We start from the raw sequence: 21,523 nt of genomic DNA on the forward strand, positions 1-21,523 counted from the left end.
TAAAAGGGTGAAACTGCAAGGAAAGGTCGCTCTGATCACCGGGGCTAAAGAAGGTATCGGTAAGGCAGTGGCTATCGCTTTTGCGGCTGAGGGGGCGGATGTGGCTTTGGTGAGCCGGTCCATCACCCGTGCCGACGAGGTGGTGCGGGAAGTAGAGCAAAGGGGGCGGAGGGCTTGTGTGGTGCAAACGGATGTGGCCAGGCAGGATTCGGTCCAGGCCATGGTCGCCCAGGTGAAAGCCGAACTGGGCCCGATCGACATCCTTGTCAACAACGCCGGTTTGACGCGCCCGGCCATGCTGCTCAAAATGACTGAGGAGCAATGGGACGAAGTGATTAATGTCCATCTCAAAGGGACTTTTCTCTGTACGCAGGCCGTGGCCAAAGAGATGGCGGCAAGGAGAAGCGGACGCATTCTCAACGTCACTTCCTCGGCGGGGCTGCAGGGGACCATCGGCCAGGTGAACTATACGGCGGCCAAGGGCGGCATCAGTGCTTTTACCAAATCAGCGGCTAGGGAACTGGCTAAATACGGGATCACGGTCAATGCCATCTCTCCTTTCGCGGAGACGAAGATGACCGAGAAAATCGCCTCTGACCCGAAATTGCGCGACAAATACCTGGAAAGGGTGCCTTTGGGCCGTTTCGGCCAGCCGGAGGAGATGGCCCCGGGGTTTGTATTTCTGGCTTCTGCGGAAGCCGGCTATATCACGGGCCAGATTCTCTGCATCGACGGAGGGATGATCATGCGCTGAGGCCGTGTGAGCGCAGTGGGGAGAAAGTGGAGGCGGATCATTGGACACGCGGAAGTCGTTTCCACGGCTTGGCGGCCGGAGGGTCACCTGCGCCGGATACGGGCACTCGGACCTGTGAAAGCGGATACGGAAGTGCAGGAACCAAAGCGAGTATGGGAGAGTAGAAGCAGGAGCGGACATTAGCGGAAGAGTGGATGTGGGAAGGCGGATACGGAGGGCTTTGTGAGAGCCCTGGATTGCAGAAAAGAGGAAAAGTTTAGGAGGGTTCGGATGAAAGAGGTAGTGATCGTCAGTGCGGTGCGGACGGCCATCGGCACGATCGGCGGTACCCTCAAGGACATTCCGCCGCAGGATCTGGGGGCCATCGTGGTCAAGGAAGCGCTGGCGCGGGCGGGGGTAAGTCCGCAAATTGTGGAAGAGGTCATTATGGGGTGGTCCCGCCAGACCACGGAGGCTGCCAACATTGCCCGTGTCATCTCCCTTTTGGCCGGGATTCCCGAAGAGGCGGCGGCCTTTACCGTGCACCGCCAGTGTGCCTCCGGCCTTCAGGCCATTAGCAGCGGAGCTCAGGAGATCCAAACGGGGAGGGCGGAGGTGGTCGTGGCCGGCGGGACGGAAAGTCTGAGCAGGGCACCGTTCTATCTCAAAAACGCGCGCTACGGCTACGGTTCCGGAGACGGTGTCTTGGTGGACTCCCTGACGGAAGCCGGTCCGGGGGGACAGCCCCTTTCCCTCTATGGTGCCGTTTCTATGGGCGATACAGCCGAAAATGTGGCCGAACAGTTTCGTGTTTCCCGGGCGGATCAGGACGCCTTTGCCCTGCAAAGCCAGCAACGCTATCGGAAAGCCTTGGAAGCGGGGCTTTTTCAAGAGGAAATTGTACCGGTTAACGTGCCTATCCGCAAAGGCACCCTCGTCTTTGCGACGGATGAACACCCACGGGATACGAGCCTGGAGAAACTGGCCGCCTTAAAGCCCGCCTTTCGTCCCGGGGGATCCGTGACAGCCGGCAATTCTTGTGGCCGCAACGATGCCTCGGCCGCCGTGGTTTTGCTGTCGGCGGAGAAAGCCAATGAACTGGGTCTGAAGCCCATGGCCAGGTTGGTGACCGATGCCGTCGTGGGAGTGCCTCCGCAAATCATGGGGATTGGGCCGGTGCCGGCAGTGAGCAAGGCCTTGAAACAGGCGGGCTTAAGCGTAGAGGACATTGGATTGATTGAACTCAATGAAGCCTTTGCTTCCCAGTCCTTGGCCGTGATCCGGGAATTGGGGCTGGATGGGGAGAAAGTGAACGTCAACGGGGGTGCCATCGCCTTGGGCCATCCCATCGGGGCCACCGGGGCGCGGCTCATGACGACTTTGCTCCATGAAATGCGCCGCAGACAGACCCGTTACGGCATGGTGACCCTTTGCATCGGCGGGGGGCAGGGGATGGCCATGATCGTAGAAGGTATCTATTAAAGCCTATTAGAGTCTATTAAATTTGATAAAACCCATTAAATCTGATAAAGCCCATTAAAGTCTAGTAAGTCTAAGAGCCTAAAACTTAGTCGTTAAGTCAATGAAGTCGTTAAGTCAAGGGAGCCGGCGGGGCAAGGGGGCCGGTAGGTCAAGGGAGCCGGTAAGTCAAGGCAGTCGGAGAGGCAAGTTAAGCGATAGGTTTCTGGTTTGATACCACCGAAGAAATTTAACGAGTGTAGAAGAAAGGATGAAGAAGCATGAGTCCACGTTTTACAGGAAAAGCGACGAGCGAATTTGATTTTCGGGAAGTCATTTACGAGAAAAAAGGCTGGGTCGCGACGGTCACGATCAACCGGCCCCATGTCTACAACTCTTACAGCACCCTGACGTTGCAGGAATTGACCACAGCTTTTCGGGATGCCTCCTGGGATGACTCCGTGGCGGTGGTCGTGCTCACCGGAGCGGGGGAAAAGGCCTTTTGCTCGGGTGGGGATGTCAAAGAATATGCGGAGGACTACACGAAGAAGCCTAGGGATTACTGGAAGTGGATGGGAGTCTTTACGGAGTGCCATGACATCCTGCGCAATATCGGCAAGCCCACGATTGCCCGGATTAACGGGATGGTGGTCGGCGGTGGCAATGAATTCAACATGGCATGCGATTTAGCTATTATGGTGGAGGATGCTTCGATTCAGCAAGTCGGAACGATGGTGGGCAGCGTGGCGGCCGGCGGGGCCACCCAGTGGCTTCCGATCATCGTCGGAGATCGGCGGGCGCGGGAAATGCTCTTTCTCAGTGAACCGGTTCCGGCCCAAAAATGCCTGGAATGGGGTTTGGTGAATCAGGTTGTACCGCGTGCTCAGCTGGATGAGGCGGTGGCCACGATGGCCGATAAGCTCGTGCACAAATTCCCCGAGTGTCTGCGCTACACGAAGCAGCAGACAAATTTCTGGAAAGACCTCGCCTGGAGTTCAACGGTGGGGCACGCCAAGGAATGGCTGGCTTTGCACTTTGCCTCGGTCGAGCCTTATGAAGGAATGAACGCTTTTGTCGAGAAGCGGCCCAAAGACTACATCGGCTTGCGCACGAAGGCGGCCGAGGGGGGCTCCAGTGAGTTTCTTTACGGTCCGTACACCCACACGTGTCCGAGCTGCGGCGCCAAAGGAATTCCTGAAGCGTTCAAGTTCTGCGGCGTCTGCGGAACCGAGTTGAAGCGGGGCTGAGGAGCGGCAAAAGAGGAGAGAGGAGATAGAGGCATGTTCACACAATTTAAGCAATGGTACACGAACCGACATGATTATGCCAGGGACTGGAAAGAAAGAAGCGGGAGCAAGGTTATTGGCTATTTTTGTACCTATGTGCCGGAGGAAATCCTCTACGCCGCCAATGTCCTGCCTGTCCGGATTCTGGGTGGACACGAGCCTCAAGATGTGACTGAACCGCATATTTTCGGCATGTACTGTCCCTTCTCCCGCGATGTACTGGCCCAAGGGCTTAAAGACAGGTTTTCCTATCTGGACGGTATTACCATTGCCCAGTCCTGTCTGCACATACGGCAGGCTTACACAAGCTGGGATTTGCATAGACCGACGGAGTTCAGTTACTATCTGCCCATGCCCCACAATGTCCAAAGCGCTCATTCCCGTACCTTCTTGCGCGCGGAGCTGGAACAATTCAAAGAAGCGGTGGAACAATGGACGGGTCAAACGATCACGGACGCAGATTTAGATCGAGGTATTGATATTGTCAACACTAACCGGCGCCTGCTTAAGCGGATCTTCGAACTGAGGAGACAGGAAAACCCGCCGCTTAGCGGACAAGAAGCGATGTACCTGGTGCTTTCCAGTCAAATGACGGACAAACGGGAGCACAACCAAGCCTTGGAGAAACTGTTGGAGCAACTGCCTGAGCGGGAGCTCAAGCGTCCGACAGGGGAAAGGCTCATGATCCTGGGCAGCGAGAATGATGATATTCCCTTTACGGAAATGGTTGAACAAGTCTGCGGGGCTACCTTTGTCATAGATGACCATTGTACGGGAACGCGCTACTTCTGGAATGAAAGCGTGCCCAATGAGGACCGCCTCTTGGAGATCGCCAACCGCTATGTCGATCGGGTGCCCTGCCCCACCAAAGATTGGCCGCAGCGCAAGCGGCTGGAACACATTCAGAAATTGATTGAGGATTATGACGTTCAAGGAGTTATTGTGATCCAGCAAAAATTCTGTGATCCGCACGAACTGGATATCCCGGCGATTCAAAAGGTTTTGAAAGGAAAAGGGATTCCCACCCTGTTTCTGGAGTTTGATGTTACCGCTCCACTCGGGCCGTTCAGGATCCGGGTCGAGGCTTTCCTGGAAATGATGCGGCAAGAGGACTTGTTCTAAATAGGGAGGGCAATAGCATGAGCACACAGATCTATCCGACCGAACCCTTGCAGCTTTGGGGCAAGGCCAAGGAATTACGGGAGAAATACTATCTTGACTACCGGGATGCCCATGAGAAGGGGGGACTGCGCTGGGCCGGAGGGGCCTGGTCCTTTGATGCCGTTCCGGCCGGGCTGGGAAGGGACGTCTGCTCTTTAACCAGTGAACCCTATGGGGCGACCTTGGCCCATAATAAAGAGCTTTCCCTGGAATGTTTGGAAGCCTCGGAAAATGCGGGTTATGCCCGCGACCTCTGCTCCTATATGCGATTGTACTGGGGATCCATTTTGATCGATAAGTATCCTTATGGCGGCGGGTATCCCAAACCGGACTTCATTTGGCAAGACCATATTTGCTGCAGCCACGCCAAATGGTACCAAGTGGTGTCCGATTTAGAAGGCGGAATTCCCATGTGGGACGTCGATGTGGCGGCAGGTCCTTATAAAGACGTCACTCCGGCCAAAATCAAATACATCGTGGACCAGCTCCAGGATGGGGTCGAATGGCTGGAAAAAACGACCGGTCGGAAATTCGACGACGAACTCTTCATCGAGGCGGTCAAAAACGAGATGCGCAGCACCTCCCTCTGGGCGGCAGTGTGCGCCGAGAACAAAGCGGTGCCCGCCCCCCTTGAGGAGAAAACCATGTATTCTCTCTACGTCTTGGCGACTTTGAGCAAGGCGTCCCGGGAAGTGGCGGATTTCTACGCCGAGCTTCTGGCAGAGGTTAAAGATCGGGTGGCCAGGGGGATTGCCGCCGTCGGTAACGAACAGGTCCGCCTCATGTCCGATACCCAGCCGCCTTGGGCCTTCCTCAAGATCTTCCGTTATCTGGAACGATACGGGGCAGTTTCCGTGGGTTCCCTCTACACTTTTGGTTTGGAGGGTATCTGGGAAGTCAAGGAAGACGGGAGCTGGGGTCCGCGCACCACACCCATGGAAAAAGGGATCGAGATTAAAACCCGTCAACAAGCGATGGAACTGATGGTGGACTGGAACCTCTCCAAACCGGAATGGCAGCATTTTTATCACCCCCAGTTAAAGACCGAGATGATGCTGCGCATCGCCAAAGAATGGAAACTCAATGGCATCATGCTTCACTATAACCGCGGCTGCGAAGGTTTAAGCTTGGGGATTGCCGAAAATCGCCTCGGACTTCTGAAAGCGGGTTTTCCGGTCATGACCTTTGAAGGAAATATGGGTGATGAGCGCGAGTTTGACGAAAATATGACCATGGCCCGGGTGGACGCTTTTATGGAAAGCCTGGGTGTGAAGAAAATACGCTGATTCTTAAGCGATCCTGCAGTCGCCGCAAATCGGGCCGCCATCGGCGACTGCAGGCTGGGGAAAGTGAAGATGGCTTGTGGCAAAGGATGCGGGTTTGGGAAAGCGCATGTAAGTTTGTCGCCGTGAGTGCGGGCCGGGCTAAACGCATGTTGGGTTTGTCGTAACGACTGAGGGCTTGACTCTGACGAAGGGGGTTGCAAAATGATTACAGTAGGAATCGACAGCGGTAACCGCAATACCAAAGCCGTGGTCTTGAAAGACGGGCAAGTTATCGGCAAGGCGCTGATTTTGACGGGGTTTGACGCCAATGAATCGGCGAGGCAAGCTTACGAAACGGCCGTGCAGGCGGCCCGGATCAACCCGGCTGAGGTAGCGGCTGTCGTATCGACGGGTGTGGGGCGCAACGAAGTGAAATTTGCTCAGGAAAATATCACGGAGATCGGTTCAGCGGCAAAGGGAGCACGTTATTTTGTGCCCACGGTGAACACCGTCATTGATCTGGGGGCCGAAGAAGGCAGGGCGATTAAGCTGACATCTGACGGCAAAATCGCTGATTTTGCCAGTAACGAAAAATGCGCCGCCGGAGCAGGCTCTTTCGTCGAGTCCATGGCCAGGGCTTTACAGACCACTCCGGAAGAAATGGGTCCCCTGTCTATGAAATATGGCAAAGAAGTTCCGATGAATGCCCAGTGTGTCGTCTTTGCGGAATCCGAGGTGGTATCCCTCATTCACCAAAAAACTCCGAAGGAGGACATTGCCCGGGCCGTGCACGATGGGGTATCCAACCGCGTGAGTTCGATGGTACGCAGGGTAGGTCTTTTAGACGACCTGGCACTTATCGGTGGTCCGGGGCGTAACCAAGGTCTGGTTCAATCCCTTAAAGATGACTTACAAAAGGAGATCAAGGTGCCGGAGGACCCGGATTACGTCAGCGCGTTGGGAGCAGCCCTTTATGCGGTGGAGATCACGTAGGAGGCCGGATGCCGGAGGCCGGATGCCAGAGGTCAGAGGCCGGATGCCAGAGGTCAGAGGCCGGAGGTCAGAGGGCGGAGGCAGGAGGCCGGAGGTTAGAGGTTAGAGGTTAGAGGTCAGAGGCCGGATGCCGGAGGTCAGAGGCCGGATGCCGGAGGTCAGAGGCCGGATGCCGGAGGTCAGAGGCCGGATGCCGGAGGTCAGAGGCCGGATGCCGGAGGTCAGAGGCCGGATGCCGGAGGTCAGAGGCCGGATGCCGGAGGTCAGAGGCCGGATGCCGGAGGTCAGAGGCCGGATGCCGGAGGTCAGAGGCCGGATGCCGGAGGTCAGAGGCCGGAGGCCAGAGGTCAGAGGCCGGATGCCGGAGGTCAGAGGCCGGATGCCGGAGGTCAGAGGCCGGATGCCAGAGGTCAGAGGCCGGATGCCGGAGGTCAGAGGCCGGATGCCGGAGGTCAGAGGCCGGATGCCAGAGGTCAGAGACCGGAAGTACGGGGTCCGGAGTTCGAGGCTCAAAGTTCGCGGTCAGACGGATGAGGCGCGAGGGTGGATAGAAGAATGGCGGGAAGTCAAGCGCAGGGAGTGAAGCCGCGAAAAAGAAACTGAGAAAGCGGAGCCGGGAAAAGAAACTGAGAAAGCGGAGCCGGGAAAAGAAGCTGAAAAAGAAGTTAAGAAGAGGAAGCTAAAAAAGGAAGTTAATAAAAGCAAGCTAAGAAAAGGGAAGCTGAGAAGGATAAGCTGAGGAGAGGCCGTGAAAGGAAAGCTGAGGAGCATCATGGAGAAGGAGGTTGAATCCTATGAATGAGAATGAGACGAAGGAATATTGGAGATGGAAAGAGTACAACTGGAAGAACCCGGATATCCCGGACTGGAGAGGGAGTTTGGTTACGGCCGGCGTGGATGTGGGCTCGACCAGTTCGCAAGCAGTGATTATGGTTGACGGGGAGCTCTACGCCTTTTCCAACATGCGCACAGGCTCTGACAGCCCGAGCTCGGCCCTTGATGCCATCAATTGGGCCATGGAAGGAACAGGGCTGACGCTAAATGATATCCGCTTCACGGTCGGAACCGGTTATGGCCGAGTGAACGTGCCTTTTGCCGACAAAGCGGTCACGGAAATTGCCTGTCACGCCCGGGGAGCGAATTTTATGTACGGACCGACGGTGCGTACCCTCCTGGACATGGGCGGACAGGACTGTAAGGCGATTCACTGTGACGAGAGGGGCAAGGTGACTTCTTTCCTCATGAACGACAAGTGTGCCGCCGGAACCGGGCGGGGCATGGAGGTGTTTGCCAACCTGCTGGCGGTACCGATTGAGGACGTTGGGGCTATGTCTTTAAGTGTCGAGGAAGAACCTGCCCCGGTATCCAGTACCTGCGTCGTTTTTGCCAAGACGGAAGCCACAGGTTTGCTGCGGGCCGGTTGGTCGAAAGAGAAGGTTTTGGCGGCGTATTGCTCGGCGATGGCCAGCCGGGTTGTTAGTCTGCTGGAGCGAAACGGCATGGAGAAGGATTTTGCCATAACCGGCGGCATCGCCAAGAATCCCGGTGTGGTTAAACGCATTGAGCGGATTTTGGGGGTTGAGGCTTTAAAACCCATCTATGATACCCAGATTGCCGGTGCTTTGGGCGGGGCCCTTTTCGCCAAAGCCTTGGCCGCCAAGGCCGGTAAAGACAAATCCGCGCCGCAAGGCAAAATGGCGGGCCGCTAGGCCGTTTCAGTCCCGAACCGATAAGTATTTTCCGGTACCTCGAGTCATTCTCGTTGCTTAGGGAACGGAACCTTCCTGATCGTTTCTTGCTCCCGGACCGTGCCAGGAAGTAGAAAGCGGGTGTAAAGATGATAGCCAACCATGGTTACAAGGATGGATCGGGAGAGTACTATATCAGCCTTGATACGGACAAATGCTCCCTGTGCGAAGAACATGGCTGTCTGGACGGCTGCCCCGGTCAAGTCTTCGAAATCGAGTTTGATGATTGGGATGAAGAAGTCGCTACCGTGCGCACCGGTGCGCGCAACAAACTCAAACAAATCTGTGCCGCCTGTAAACCGGTGTCGGGGCGACCGCCGCGTTTGCCCTGCCAGCTCGCCTGCGTGGCGGACGCGATCAGCCATTCTTGGTAGGGCGGAGGAGGAAGGTGAATGCCTTGATGGAAACCTCTGGGGTGGTGAATTCCTTCAACTTTAGTCGAACGAGTTCACTCACTGGAAACTGGGTGAGGGAGGAACCGAATTGGTGATTTGAGGGGGGAATTCCTTTGCTGGAAACCAGGGCGGGTCTTATCCAGGTGGCTCTGGGGAGAAGAGCGCCGGAACTTTTGCTGCACAATATCCGCTTGGTGAACGTCTATTCCGGTGAAATACTGGAGGGGCAGGCGGTGGCTGTCTGGCGGGGAAGGATAGCCTATGTCGGACCTGAGGCACGGGCCGGGGAGAACACGGAAATCGTGGATGGCGAAGGCATGTACTTGCTGCCCGGTTTAATCGATGTGCACGGACATGCCGACATTATCGTTAATCCGCTCGTCCTGGCGGAGAACATCCTGCCCACAGGCACGACGGCAATGCTGACCGATACTCATGATATCTCCGGCGCCCTGGGAACAGAAGGGTTTGAACGCATGTTGGAGGCGACTCGCTCAATTCCCTTTCGCTACTATTTTGCCGCTCCGGCCACCTGCCCTCCGCTGTCTGAATTTGAGGGCAGAGAGATTTTCTCTGCCGCTGATGTGGCGCGGTTCCTGGCCCGGCCGCGGGTCCTGGCGGTGAGTGAAGTCACTTCCTGGGGCAGGTTGACTGCGGCGGAGCCGGACCAAGAGCTTCTCGCCAAACTCGTGGCGGCAAAAGCAGAAGGCAAGAGAATCGAGGGGCATATGTCCGGCTGCTCTTATGAGAAACTGAATGCCCTGACGGCTGCCGGCTTTTCCTCCTGCCATGAAAGCATTACGGCGGAGGAAGCTTTGCATCGTTTGCGCCTGGGTCTATATGTGGCTTTACGGCACGGCTCGATCCGGGCGGACTTGGCGGAGTTGTCCCGCCTGATCACAGAGAATCCGGGTCTTGATACCGCCCGGGTGATGCTCACACCGGATTGGTTTGCTCCCCAGGATCTCCTTCGGCACGGTTATATGAATTACCTGGTGGCTTATGCGGTGGAATTGGGGGTTCCTCCGGTCCGGGCGATTCAAATGGTGACCATCAATCCGGCCACTTATCTGGGGCTCGATCAGGAGATCGGCGGGGTGGCACCGGGGCGGCTGGCCGACATGCTTTTGGTACCGGATATTCGTCGGCCCGAGCCGCAACAAGTCTGGGTGGGCGGGCAAACCGTAGCGGCGGACGGGAAGCTCTTGGTAAGCATTCCCTCCTTTCCCCGGACGACGCTGGCGGACTGGAGGACCGGACGGGTGCCGAGGCGACCGGTCGAAGCGCAGGATTTTGTCTTGGAAAGCGATGGGGACACTTCTGTTCCGCTTCCCTGTATTCACATGGTGAACAAAACGATCACGAAAGAACGTGTCTTAGACGTACCGATCGTGGATGGCCGCCTGGAAATTTCCGGCCTGCCGGGGGTCATGAAAATCAGCCTTTGGGCTGAAGAGAGGCAAGAGTGGACGACCGGACTCCTCGGCGGCTTTGGGGCGGAGATCGGTGGTTATGCCAGCGCCATTGCCCACGAAACCCACCTGCCGATGGTGGTGGGGTCGAGTGATGAAGAGATGGCTCAGGCGGCCAATCGCATGTTAGAGATAGGCGGCGGCGCCGTCCTGGTCGATGGCGGTCGGATTATCGGCGAAGTGCCCTTAGGGATAGGGGGCCTTCTCTCCGGCGCCGGCCTCTCTGAGACCGCCGCAGCCTGGATGAGTTTGAACACTTATCTCCAAGGTAAAGGCTGTCCCTGGGATGATCCCCTCTTCGGCCTTGGTTTTCTGGCCTTCACGGGTTTACCTTATGTGCGCATTACGCCTCGAGGAATTGTCGATGTCCGTAAACAAAAAGTGATATTTAAGGGAAGAAGAGGTGCTATTACATGAGAGCTGCGGTATTTTACGGAGCTAATCAACCGCTCAAGGTCGAAGAAGTTCCAAAGCCACAAATCGGAGCCGGGGAAATCCTGGTTAAAGTCGCGGCCTGCGGTCTGTGTCACACGGACCTGCACTATCTTGACCACGGCGTTCCCACTTTCAAAAAGCCGCCCCTCATTTTGGGTCATGAGGTTTCCGGTACCGTGGCTGAAGTCGCGGCCGGTGTGAGCCAATTTCAGGTGGGTGACAGGGTGCTCCTGCCCGCGGTCATGGCTTGCGGTGTTTGCGACAACTGCCGGGCGGGCCGGGGCAACATCTGCAGGCATATGGTGATGCTCGGCAATGATGTGGACGGAGGGTACGCGGAGTACATTAAAGCCGAGGCCAGTAACGTTTTTCACCTTCCGGCAGAGATTCCTCTCATTGAGGGAGCCATCATCGCCGACGCCATCACGACTCCCTTCCACGCTGTCAAGAACAGAGGGAAAGTCAAACCGGGCGACACGGTCATTGTCTACGGGTGCGGCGGCGTAGGCCTGAACTTGGTGCAGGTGGCCAATGCCGCCGGAGCTTCGGTGATCGCGGTGGACATGATGGAGGTCAAATTGAATAAGGCTAAAGAATTGGGAGCCGTGGCCACTGTTAATGCCGGAGAGGTTCCGGACGTGGCCAAAGCGATTCGTAAACTCACGGGCGGAGGGGCAGAGATTGCTTTTGAGTGTATCGGTAATCCCAAGACGATGGAGAGCGCCTTCAGCTCTGTCCGCAACGGGGGACGTCTCGTGATCGTCGGCTATACGGAGCACACGATGACTTTGAATGCCAGCCGAGTGATGTACCGGGAGATGGAGGTCATCGGTTCTTTAGGTTGTCCCCTGACAGAGTATCCCAAGGTCATCGAGTTGGTGCGTACGGGAAAACTTCAAGTCGAGACGATGGTTTCCAGACGGTTCTCCCTCGATCAGATCAATGAGGGGCTGGATTTCGTGCGTTCCGGCCAGGGTTTCCGTTCAGTCGTTGTTCCTTAGAACTTTTGTCCTTTCTTTCTCATCCGCTCAGCCGTTTCCGTGTTTCCGTTCAGTCATTGTTCTTTACAACTTGGAACTGCGGGATCCAATAAGCGGGTGGGGCGGGTTGCGCTGCCATGGTTCCTGAGAACCGTCCGGCAGGCAGCGGGCGAGGGTTCAAGGAAAAAGGAGATGAGGAAGATGCCGCGAGTCACGGAAGGACCGCCTCGGCCTCTGCGCATTGATTTCCATGTCCATCTCGGTGTTTATACGTTCCACCACCCGTGGGTTACGGAATGGATGAAAAAGGCGCACCCGGAGGGGTATGAGGAATACATCCGGCGCTACCGGGATCCGGGAGCTTTCGAGGAATTTCTGACCGGCGAAGGTGTGGATTATGCCTGTGTCCTCGCTGAGTTAAGTCATATTACAACCGGGGTTTGTACGAATGAACAGGTACGGGATTTCTGCCGGGGCCGTCCCCGCCTGATTTCCTTTTGCGATGTGAATCCCCACATCTTCACCAGGCCGGGTGAAGAATTGCAGCGTCTGGTCGAGAACGAGGGGTTTCGCGGCCTCAAACTCTATCCGACCTACCAACACTATTATCTTAATGATCCGCGCATCTATCCGCTTTACCGGGTGGCGGAGGATCTGGGAGTTCCGGTCCTGATTCATACGGGCTCTTCCATTTTCCGCGGTTCCAGGCTCAAATACGGAGACCCGCTTCATTTGGATGATGTGGCGGTTGATTTCCCCAACCTTAATCTGGTCATGGCGCATTCCGGTCGGGGGTTCTGGTATGACCGGGCTTTCTTCCTTTCCAGGCTTCATCCCCATGTATATATGGAAATTTCCGGCTTGCCGCCGGGAAAACTCTTTGACTATTTCCCGGAATTTGATCGCAACACGGACAAAATTATTTTCGGCAGCGATTGGCCCGGGGCCCCCTGGATTGGGCGCAACATGGAGGCCATTGCGAACTTCAATCTGCCGCCGGGCGGGGCAGAAAAAATACTGGGTGGGAATGCCGCCAAGATTCTTGGACTTAGTCCGTAGGATTGAGTACCGTTTCGAGCATTCAGGTGCGCAGGCAAGCATACGAGCAAGCGTATAGGGGGAAAAAACTGTGTCTTATGAATTCATTCAGGTGAGCCAAGATGACGGAGTTACCACGTTAACGTTGAATCGCCCGCCTATGAATCCTCTCCACAGCGGGATTTTGCGGGAACTAAGCCGGGTTCTGGGGGAAGTGGAAAGAACCCCCGGGATCAAAGCGGTCATCATCACCGGAGCCGGAGAAAAGGCTTTTGCCGCAGGGGCGGATATTGCGGAAATGGTGCAGCTCACACCTGTGGAGGCCTATGCTTTTTGTCACCTTACCCGTGAAGCCTATGAACAGATTGAAAAACTGGGCAAGCCGGTGATTGCGGCCGTCAATGGTTTGGCACTCGGTGCCGGCGCGGAACTGGCCTTAGCCTGCGATTTCCGCCTGGCTGCCGAGACGGCCAAGCTGGGTCAGCCCGAGATTAACCTGGGGATTATCCCGGGAGCGGGCGGGACGCAACGCCTGGCCCGCCTGGTGGGGCTGGCCAAGGCCAAGGAGTTGGTCTTTCTGGGAGAAATCATCGAGGCAGAAGCGGCGAAGAAGATCGGGTTGGTGCATCAGGTGGTCCCGGCGGCAGAACTAATGGCGCAAGCGCAGAAGCTGGCCCGCAAACTTGCGGCCAAGCCGGCGGTGGCTCTGAGAATGGCTAAGGAGGCTCTCAACACCGGGATCAATCTGGATCTGCATTCAGCCCTGATCTTGGAAATCCAGAACTTTGTCACCGCGTTTGCCAGTGAAGATCGCAGGGAAGGTTTGGCCGCTTTCCTGGAAAAAAGAAAGCCAAGCTTTAAGGATACGTAGGGGCCGGAGGCATACCAAAGGCCGGAGATCAGAAGCCGGAGGACGGGAAGTGCAAGGCAGAGACCAGAGGACGAAAGCACGGGGTGAAGACCGGAGGACGGAAGCGCGAGGCGGAAGCCAGAGGTCGGAAGCGTGCCGGAGATCAGAAGCCGGAGGACGGAAGTGCAAGGCAGAGACCAGAGGACGAAAGCACGGGGTGAAAACCGGAGGACGGAAGCGCGAGGCGGAAGCCGGAGGTCAGAAGCCGGAGGACGGAAGTGCGAGGCAGAGACCAGGGGACGGAAGCACGAGGCGCGTCGGCGGCGTTACGCACACGCCGCCGGGTGCATTTGGATCTCCACCGGGGGCTAACGCCTGCTGACAGCTTGCCTATGAGAGCAGTCGTTAGAGCCTGCCGAAACGAGTATGGGGCGGGGGTCAGGAATTGCGGAAGTGACGGCGGGAGGTGAAAGGAATGGGGACATTCGCAAAGGGTGGGAGTTTTCTTCTCAGTCAAACGAATCCGGAAGAAGTTTTCACACCGGAAGATTTCACGGAAGAGCATCGCATGATTCTGAAGATGGTGAGCGGGTTTGTGACAGATAACGTGTTAAGCAAGATGGAAGATCTGGAAGCACAGAAGGAGGGGTTGCTCCGTCAACTCCTGTTGGCCGCGGGCGAATTGGGACTTCTGGGGGCGGATATTCCGGAAGAGTACGGCGGTTTTGAACTGGACAAAATCAGTTCGACTGTCATCGCCGAGGGTATGGGCCGGGCCGGCTCGTTTGCCATGACCCATGGCGGACAAACGGGGATCGGGAGTCTGCCCATCGTCTTGTTTGGAACTCCCGAGCAAAAACGTAAATATCTGCCCGAGATGGTCAGCGGCCTGAAGATTGGGGCTTACGCCCTAACTGAGCCCGGCTCAGGTTCAGATGCCCTGGCGGCGAAAACCAAGGCCATTCTCAGCCCGGACGGGAAGAGCTATATTTTGAACGGCACCAAACAGTTTATCACCAATGCCGGGCCGGCGGATATTTTCATCATCTATGCCAAAGTGAACGGGGAGCAATTCAGCGCCTTCATCGTCGGGCGTAACGCGCCGGGGCTCTCCACCGGAACCGAGGAGAAAAAAATGGGGATCAAAGGCTCCTCCACCCGCACACTCATTCTGGAAGATGTTGAAGTTCCGGTGGAAAATCTCCTGTTCCAAGCGGGCCGGGGTCATGTGGTTGCTTTCAACATTTTGAATCTGGGGCGTTATAAGCTGGCGGCCAACGCTTTGGGTGGCGCCAAATTTGCTCTGGAACTGGCGGCCGGGTATGCAAATGTCCGTCAGCAGTTTGGAACTCCGCTCGCCGGATTCGGCCTGATCCAAGAGAAACTGGCGGAGATGGCAATCGCTATTTTCGCCGCAGAAAGTATGGTTTACCGTACAGGCGGCCTTTTTGACGAGATGCTGCGGAATTTAAATGTGACCGGGGTTCAGGGCGGGAGCGGACCGATCGTTGCTAAAGCCAGTGAGGAATATGCCGTGGAATGTTCGCTTAACAAGGTGATGGCCACGGAAATGCTGGGTTATGTGGTCGACGAGGCGGTTCAGATTCACGGCGGGTATGGCTTTATCTCTGAATATCCGGTTGAGAGGCTCTATCGCGATGCCCGTATCTACCGCATATTTGAAGGAACCAATGAAATAAATCGGATCCTAATTCCCACAACTTTGATCCGCCGGGCCAAGAAAGGGGATCTGGCCTTACAGGAGGGACTGGAGAGGGTGGAGAGGCAATTGGAATTGGCCAGCGCTGTCCCGCCGAGAAACGGAGCGGCCGATTTGGTGCAGGCGGTCAAAGACCTCTTTCTCTTCACACTGGGCAGCGGGATCAAGATCCTTGGAGACGGTCTCTTAAAACAGCAAGAGATTCTGGGCCGGCTGGCCGATCTGGCGATCGGGGCCTTAGCTATGGAAAGCGCCTGGTTACGGGCTGAGAAAGCCCGGGCGCGAGAGGGTCAAGAGGGGGCGCGCCTCAAACGAATGTTGGCCGAAGGCTATATCTATGGACGTATAGGCAGCTTAAAATTAACGGCGGCTGAGGCCTTGGCGGCGCTGACAGAGGGTCGGGATTTGGAGCAGCGGCTGGCAGAGATTAACGCGCTCTGCCGCTATGAGCCTATCAACACGGTAGCTTTGCGGCGGACGGTCGCGGAATCCATTTCCGCGGCGGGCCATTATGTGGTGACATAGGGTGATATAGAATGGTGGGGATCTCGGGTTCTGTCGGTGCCGCCCGGTCGGCCTGGGTGTCCACTCTGACTTCTAGCTCCAACCTCTGACTCCGGCTTCTTATAACTTTCACTTCTAACTGCCACTTCTAACTCCCGGTTCCAGTTCTAAGTCTCCACTTCTGACTTCTAAATTAGGGAGGTTTTCACATGTATGCCAAAGCCTATATTCCCTATGGCGGTTATTACAGCACACCTTTTGCCCGCTGGCAAGGAAGTCTGCAAAACGAACATGCGGTTGAACTGGCGGCTTCGACCGCCAAGAAGTGGCTGGCCGGCAAAAAGATTGACCCCGGAATATTCGATTACCTCGTTTTCGGCAAAACGATTGGCCAACTGCACACTTTTTACGATGCTCCATGGGCTGCAGCTTTAATGGGTGCTCCCAATATTCCGGGTTGTCACATTGCCCAGGCTTGCTCCACCTCGACCACGGTTGTGAACCAGGCGGCCGCCGGTATCGAGACAGGTCTTTACGAAACCTCATTCTGCTTGATGACCGATCGTTGTTCCAACGGCCCCTTCACGGTCTGGCCCAACCCCATGGGTCCCGGGGGTGAACTGATTTCCGAAAGCTGGCTGATGGACAATTTTGCTTCAGATCCCTGGGGCGGGGTCGCCATGATTGAGACGGCGGAAAACGTGGTAAAAAAAGCGGGTTGGATCAGCAAAGAAGATATTGACCGGGTGACTTTCAGGCGCTACGAACAGTATCTGGATGCTCTGGCTGATGAGCGGGCGTTTCAAAAACGTTATATGTTCCCCGTCGAGTACAAAATCAATAAGAAGAAAACAGCCATACTCGAGGAAGACGAAGGGGTTACACCGACAACTCCGGAGGGCTTAACTCGACTCAAACCGGTCATGCCTGGGGGGGTTCACTCCTTTGGTGCTCAAACTCATCCGGCGGACGGTAACTGCGGGATCATTGTCAGCACGCGGGATAAGGCTCAAGAACTGAGCGCCGACAAGAATATTGAGATCCAAATCCTTTCTTATGGGTATGCCCGCGCCGCTAAGGCGCATATGGCGGAGGCCATGGTTCCGGCAGCCCGCATGGCTTTGCAAAAAGCCGGGATTGGCATTGAGGACGTTAAAGCCGTTAAAACGCATAATCCTTTTACAGCGAATGATTTATACTTGGCCCATGAAATGGGTATTGACGTCATGACCATGAACAATTACGGCTGTTCACTGGTTTATGGGCATCCTCAAGGTCCGACTACCGGCCGCTCAATCATTGAAATGGTCGAGGAACTGGTGACTCTGGGCGGCGGTTATGGCTTGTTCTCGGGGTGTGCAGCCGGCGACACGGGTGCGGCTCTTGTTGTCAAAGTCTCGTAAGGAGATTAACGTATTGAACCAATAAAGTGGGGGGAATGAGCCCATGCAAACATTAATGACGGGCAATGAGGCTATTGCCAGAGGTGCTTATGAGTACGGAGTGCGCCTGGCCGCTGCTTACCCGGGTACTCCGAGCACGGAAATTCTGGAAAACCTCGCCAAGTATCCGAATGTTTACAGTCAGTGGTCGCCCAATGAGAAAGTGGCGCTCGAGGTTGGACTGGGTGCCGCCATTGCCGGAGCCCGGGCTTTGGTCAGCATGAAAATGGTTGGGCTCAACGTTGCGGCCGATCCTTTCTTTACTGCCGCCTATACCGGGGTCCGTTCCGGGCTTGTGGTCGTCTCCGCCGACGACCCGGGCATGCATTCTTCGCAGAATGAGCAGGATAACCGTCATTACGCCGCTTTTGCTAAGATCCCGATGCTGGAACCGTGCGATTCCCAGGAAGCCAAGGACATGGTCGGTTTGGCCCTGACGATCTCGGAACGCTTTGACACTCCGGTCCTGTTACGGATTACTACCCGAATCGCTCACTCTCAGAGCCTGGTTGAGCTCAACGACCAGGAAGAGCGTCCGCTCAGGCCTTATGTCAAAGATGCCCGCAAATATGTCATGCTGCCGGCTCATGGCAAGGCCCGTCGCTTGGTTCTCGAAGAGCGCCTGCAGAGGCTGGCAGAGTATGCGGAGACCGTTCCCGTTAACCGACTGGAACTGAGGGACCGGAAAATCGGCGTTATTACATCCGGGATTTCCTACCAGTATATCAGGGAAGCCCTGCCTGACGTTTCTGTTCTCAAACTGGGGTTCACCTATCCCTTGCCACCCCAGTTGATCAAAAACTTCGCTTCCCAAGTCGAAAGACTGTATGTTGTGGAAGAACTGGATCCCTACCTGGAAAAAGAGATCCGGGCTTGGGGAATTGAGTGTACCGGCAAAGAGCTTTTCCCACCTTATGGGGAATTCTCAGCCCAACTGGTAAAGGAGAAGATCACGGGTGAAAGTCCTGCCCGGGCGGCAGCTTTTGAGGCTCCACTCCGACCGCCGGTTATGTGCCCCGGCTGTCCCCACCGCGGTCTCTTTTACACCTTGAGGCAATTGAAACTTGTCGTCTCCGGCGATATCGGTTGCTATACGCTGGGCACCATGGCGCCCTTGGAAGCGATGGATACCTGCATCTGCATGGGAGCTTCCGTCTCCGGGGCTCTGGGGATGGAAAAAGCCCAGCCGGACCTGGCCGGGAAAGTTGTTTCGGTGATTGGGGATTCAACCTTCCTCCATTCCGGAATCACCGGTCTGATGGATGTGGTTTACAATGGCGGAAATTCCACCGTTCTCATCCTGGACAACTCGATCACGGCCATGACCGGACACCAGGATAATCCCTCCACCGGCAAAACCCTCATGGGTCAGCCCGCGCCCAAGATTGATTTTGTCGCTTTAGCCCGGGCTTTGGGCATTCAACGTGTCTCCGTACTGGATCCTTTCGATTTGGATCAGGCCAAAGAGGTCATTAAGGCGGAGGTAGCGGCCCAAGAGCCCTCCGTCGTCATTTTCCGCAGGCCCTGTGCTCTCATTGTCAAGACAGTCGATCCTCCGGTGGAAGTTCACGACTGCACGGGCTGCAAGATGTGCTTGAAGCTTGGCTGCCCGGCCCTGGCTTGGGATGAGGAGAAGAGGTCGGTTCACGTGGATACTGCGCTTTGTACGGGCTGTGGGCTTTGCGTTAACGTTTGCAAATTTAATGCTTTGAGAAAAGGGGGTGCGCATTGATGGGAAAAGACAAGAATATCCTGCTCGTCGGTGTCGGCGGGCAGGGAACCATTCTGGCATCCAAAATTCTTTCCACGGCAGCCCTTGCTCAAGGGTATGAGGTCAAGATGTCGGAGATCCACGGGATGGCTCAACGGGGCGGCTCAGTTGTCACCCAGGTACGCGTGGGGACGGAGATTTACTCCCCGGTCATCGACCAGGGTGAGGCGGATATGATCATAGCCTTTGAGCAGCTTGAGGCCTATCGCTGGGCACACCACTTGAAGAAAGATGGGGTTCTCGTCGTCAATAGCCAGAAAATTATTCCCCTGCCCGTTCTGATTGGCGCGGCCGTCTATCCGGGGAACATTATCGCGCGGCTGAGAGAGAGCGCCGGCCGGGTGGTGGAAGCGGACGGACTTCGGCTGGCGGCCGAAGCCGGCCACGCCAAAGCAACCAATGTTGTGCTCATGGGAATATGCGCCCGCTTTCTGGACTTCCCGGAGGAAACTTGGCAGTATGCGCTTAAGGCCCGGATTCCGGAAAAGCTTTTGCAAATCAACCGGAAAGCGTTTGCCCTGGGGTATGATTATGCGGCTGCTGTTTGAGCAAAGCCGCTGTCAGCAAGGCAGCAGGGCAAGGCCGGAGGGTTCGTTCCCTGAACACATCCTTCCGGCCCGGATATTTAAATCTTGGCAGAGCAGTGGTCGCTTCACCACCCTGCCTCGTCACCCAAAGGACCGGGGAATGTTTAGACCGTGAGCGTCTTCTTACGGGGAAGAGGGATGTCCCCTGCTTTCGTCAGGAGGGAGACCACCGCAAAGATCACGATGCTGACAGGCAGGGCGACGACCAGAGGGTCAATATAGTTCAGGGGAGTGGCAAAGAGGGGGCTCTTGCCGAAAAGGGCTTTGGATACCCCGAAAATGGAGGCTTCTTTGCTGTGGATGAAGAGGACCATGCAGAGGTAAATTAAGGTTCCGGCGAGCATGCTCCCGATCGCCCCGGCCCGGGATGAACGCGACCAGTAGAGGGCTCCGACGTACATGGGGAGGAAAGCAGAGGCACACAAACCGAAGAAGATAGAGGTTGCGATAGGGATAATGCTCCCCGGCAACTGAAAGACCACGAACATGGTCAGAATAAAGCCGACCACGATGCCGAGACGACCCAGCATAACAGTCTTGTTCGCGTTCTTATCGGCCTTAGGATTGAGGTCATAGCTGACCGAAGTGGAAATCATGTGGAATTGTCCGCTGAGGGCGGACATAGCGGCTGCCAATAGACCCAGCAAGAAGAGGTAACTCAACCAAGAGGGCATGGCCTGGGAGACGAAAGAAGGTATAATCAGGTCGGAATTGCCCCCGGCGGCGGCAATCGCTATCTTACCGGTGGTGTCTTTGAAATAAACATTGGACAGAGCGCCGACCGTAAAAGCAACGCCGGTCATGAAAAGAATGAAGACACCGCCAAAGATCAGGGCCTGGTTGATTTCTCGGGAGGATTTAACCATGAGGTAGCGGACAATGAGCTGCGGTTGGGCCAAAACCCCAATGCCTACACCCAGAATGAGAGTCGACACCACGAACCACCAGATCTGGGAGCCGAAGACAGGCATAGAAGCCCAGCCGGTATGCCCTTGGGCGGCTAAAGCTGGGGGAACCATATTTTTCATCGCTTCCAGTTGGGCGTGAGCGTGCGAAATTCCTCCAAGTTTAACGTAGGTCAGAACGATAAGAGTGGCCATGACCAGAAAATCCAGGGTACCCCGGAAGGCGTCGGTATAGACCACTCCTCTCAGACCACCGAAATAAACGAAGGCCATGACGAGAACCGCAAAGATCCAGACGGCGCCGCTGAAACTCAGGTGCATGGATTCCTGGAGGAAACGGGCTCCCCCAGTCAGAACCGCGGCGGCGTACAAGGGCATGAGGATGGAGAAAAGGGCGGCGGCATAGCGGCGGAGAAAGACGGAATCATAACGTTTTCCCAGAAGCTCGGGGAAGGTGTAGGCCTCCAATTGGTGACCCAGGGCCCGGGTTGGTTTGCCGAAGACGACGAAAGCGATGAAGACGCCGACAAAAATGTTAGCGAAGGTCAACCACAAAAGACTCATGCCGTAGACCCCAGCGGCGCCGCCGAAACCAACAATAGCGGAGGTGGAGATGAAAGAGGCGCCATAAGCAAGGCCCATCAAATAGGGATGGACTTCGCCGCCCGCTACCATGTAGTCTTTGGAAGAACGTGTTTTCTTGTAGCCCAGATAACTTAAGAAAGCGATAATACCCAAGTAAAGGACCAGGATGACTACGAATACGGAAATTTTCATCAA

Annotated in this window: 18 protein-coding genes; 17 read left to right on the top strand and 1 reads right to left on the bottom strand. The window is 56.0% G+C overall.

The window, feature by feature from the left end; all coding sequences use genetic code 11:
- Positions 1-7: 7 nt before the first annotated feature.
- The 17 genes from MNU25_RS08525 (at position 8) to MNU25_RS08605 (ending at position 19,799) form a co-directional block, all read left to right on the top strand.
- Positions 8-754: an SDR family NAD(P)-dependent oxidoreductase gene (locus MNU25_RS08525; protein ID WP_240984677.1), complete on the top strand. Its 747-nt coding sequence runs from the start codon at positions 8-10 to the stop codon at positions 752-754.
- 270 nt (positions 755-1,024) lie between these two features.
- Complete coding sequence (locus MNU25_RS08530; protein ID WP_240984678.1) at positions 1,025-2,215, top strand: thiolase family protein; 1,191 nt, start codon at positions 1,025-1,027, stop codon at positions 2,213-2,215.
- Between the two features lie 257 nt (positions 2,216-2,472).
- Positions 2,473-3,438: an enoyl-CoA hydratase-related protein gene (locus tag MNU25_RS08535; RefSeq protein ID WP_240984679.1), complete on the top strand. Its 966-nt coding sequence runs from the start codon at positions 2,473-2,475 to the stop codon at positions 3,436-3,438.
- Between the two features lie 33 nt (positions 3,439-3,471).
- A complete protein-coding gene (gene bzdN, locus MNU25_RS08540) occupies positions 3,472-4,599 on the top strand; it encodes a benzoyl-CoA reductase, bzd-type, subunit N (protein WP_240984680.1) in 1,128 nt (375 codons plus the stop codon).
- A gap of 17 nt (positions 4,600-4,616) precedes the next feature.
- Positions 4,617-5,924 carry a benzoyl-CoA reductase, bzd-type, subunit O gene (gene bzdO, locus MNU25_RS08545; protein WP_240984681.1) on the top strand — a complete coding sequence of 436 codons (1,308 nt, stop codon included), beginning with the start codon at positions 4,617-4,619 and terminating at the stop codon, positions 5,922-5,924.
- Positions 5,925-6,125: 201 nt separating this feature from the next.
- Complete coding sequence (locus MNU25_RS08550; RefSeq protein WP_240984682.1) at positions 6,126-6,896, top strand: acyl-CoA dehydratase activase; 771 nt, start codon at positions 6,126-6,128, stop codon at positions 6,894-6,896.
- A 148-nt stretch (positions 6,897-7,044) separates the two neighbouring features.
- Entirely contained in the window at positions 7,045-7,479 is a 435-nt protein-coding gene (locus MNU25_RS08555) for a hypothetical protein (protein ID WP_240984683.1), read from the top strand.
- A gap of 211 nt (positions 7,480-7,690) precedes the next feature.
- The gene (bzdQ, locus tag MNU25_RS08560) at positions 7,691-8,605 is read left to right on the top strand and encodes a benzoyl-CoA reductase, bzd-type, subunit Q (protein WP_240984684.1); all 915 of its coding nucleotides are present in this window, start codon (positions 7,691-7,693) and stop codon (positions 8,603-8,605) included.
- Positions 8,606-8,733: 128 nt separating this feature from the next.
- Complete coding sequence (locus MNU25_RS08565) at positions 8,734-9,018, top strand: ferredoxin (RefSeq protein ID WP_240984685.1); 285 nt, start codon at positions 8,734-8,736, stop codon at positions 9,016-9,018.
- A gap of 134 nt (positions 9,019-9,152) precedes the next feature.
- Complete coding sequence (locus MNU25_RS08570) at positions 9,153-10,928, top strand: adenine deaminase C-terminal domain-containing protein (RefSeq protein WP_240984686.1); 1,776 nt, start codon at positions 9,153-9,155, stop codon at positions 10,926-10,928.
- Positions 10,925-11,947 carry a zinc-binding dehydrogenase gene (locus MNU25_RS08575; protein ID WP_240984687.1) on the top strand — a complete coding sequence of 341 codons (1,023 nt, stop codon included), beginning with the start codon at positions 10,925-10,927 and terminating at the stop codon, positions 11,945-11,947. The genes MNU25_RS08570 and MNU25_RS08575 overlap by 4 nt, the downstream gene beginning before the upstream one ends.
- A gap of 180 nt (positions 11,948-12,127) precedes the next feature.
- A complete protein-coding gene (locus MNU25_RS08580; RefSeq protein WP_240984688.1) occupies positions 12,128-12,985 on the top strand; it encodes an amidohydrolase family protein in 858 nt (285 codons plus the stop codon).
- 70 nt (positions 12,986-13,055) lie between these two features.
- Complete coding sequence (locus MNU25_RS08585; RefSeq protein WP_240984689.1) at positions 13,056-13,835, top strand: enoyl-CoA hydratase/isomerase family protein; 780 nt, start codon at positions 13,056-13,058, stop codon at positions 13,833-13,835.
- A gap of 454 nt (positions 13,836-14,289) precedes the next feature.
- Positions 14,290-16,059 (top strand): acyl-CoA dehydrogenase family protein, encoded by a 1,770-nt coding sequence (locus tag MNU25_RS08590; protein ID WP_240984690.1) that lies wholly within the window; start codon positions 14,290-14,292, stop codon positions 16,057-16,059.
- A gap of 188 nt (positions 16,060-16,247) precedes the next feature.
- Complete coding sequence (locus MNU25_RS08595; protein ID WP_240984691.1) at positions 16,248-17,441, top strand: thiolase family protein; 1,194 nt, start codon at positions 16,248-16,250, stop codon at positions 17,439-17,441.
- A 43-nt stretch (positions 17,442-17,484) separates the two neighbouring features.
- Positions 17,485-19,212, top strand: coding sequence for an indolepyruvate ferredoxin oxidoreductase subunit alpha (iorA, locus tag MNU25_RS08600; protein ID WP_240984692.1), 1,728 nt, complete (start codon positions 17,485-17,487; stop codon positions 19,210-19,212).
- Positions 19,212-19,799, top strand: coding sequence for an indolepyruvate oxidoreductase subunit beta (locus MNU25_RS08605; RefSeq protein WP_240984693.1), 588 nt, complete (start codon positions 19,212-19,214; stop codon positions 19,797-19,799). Before iorA ends, MNU25_RS08605 begins: the two co-directional genes overlap by 1 nt.
- A 143-nt stretch (positions 19,800-19,942) precedes the next feature.
- Here MNU25_RS08605 and MNU25_RS08610 read toward each other — a convergent pair whose 3' ends face one another.
- The gene (locus tag MNU25_RS08610; protein WP_240984694.1) at positions 19,943-21,520 is read right to left on the bottom strand and encodes a sodium:solute symporter family protein; all 1,578 of its coding nucleotides are present in this window, start codon (positions 21,518-21,520) and stop codon (positions 19,943-19,945) included.
- Between the last annotated feature and the right edge of the window lie 3 nt (positions 21,521-21,523).

Origin of the sequence: Acididesulfobacillus acetoxydans, assembly GCF_902729405.1 — a bacterium.
GTDB lineage: Bacteria > Bacillota > Desulfitobacteriia > Desulfitobacteriales > Desulfitobacteriaceae > Acididesulfobacillus > Acididesulfobacillus acetoxydans.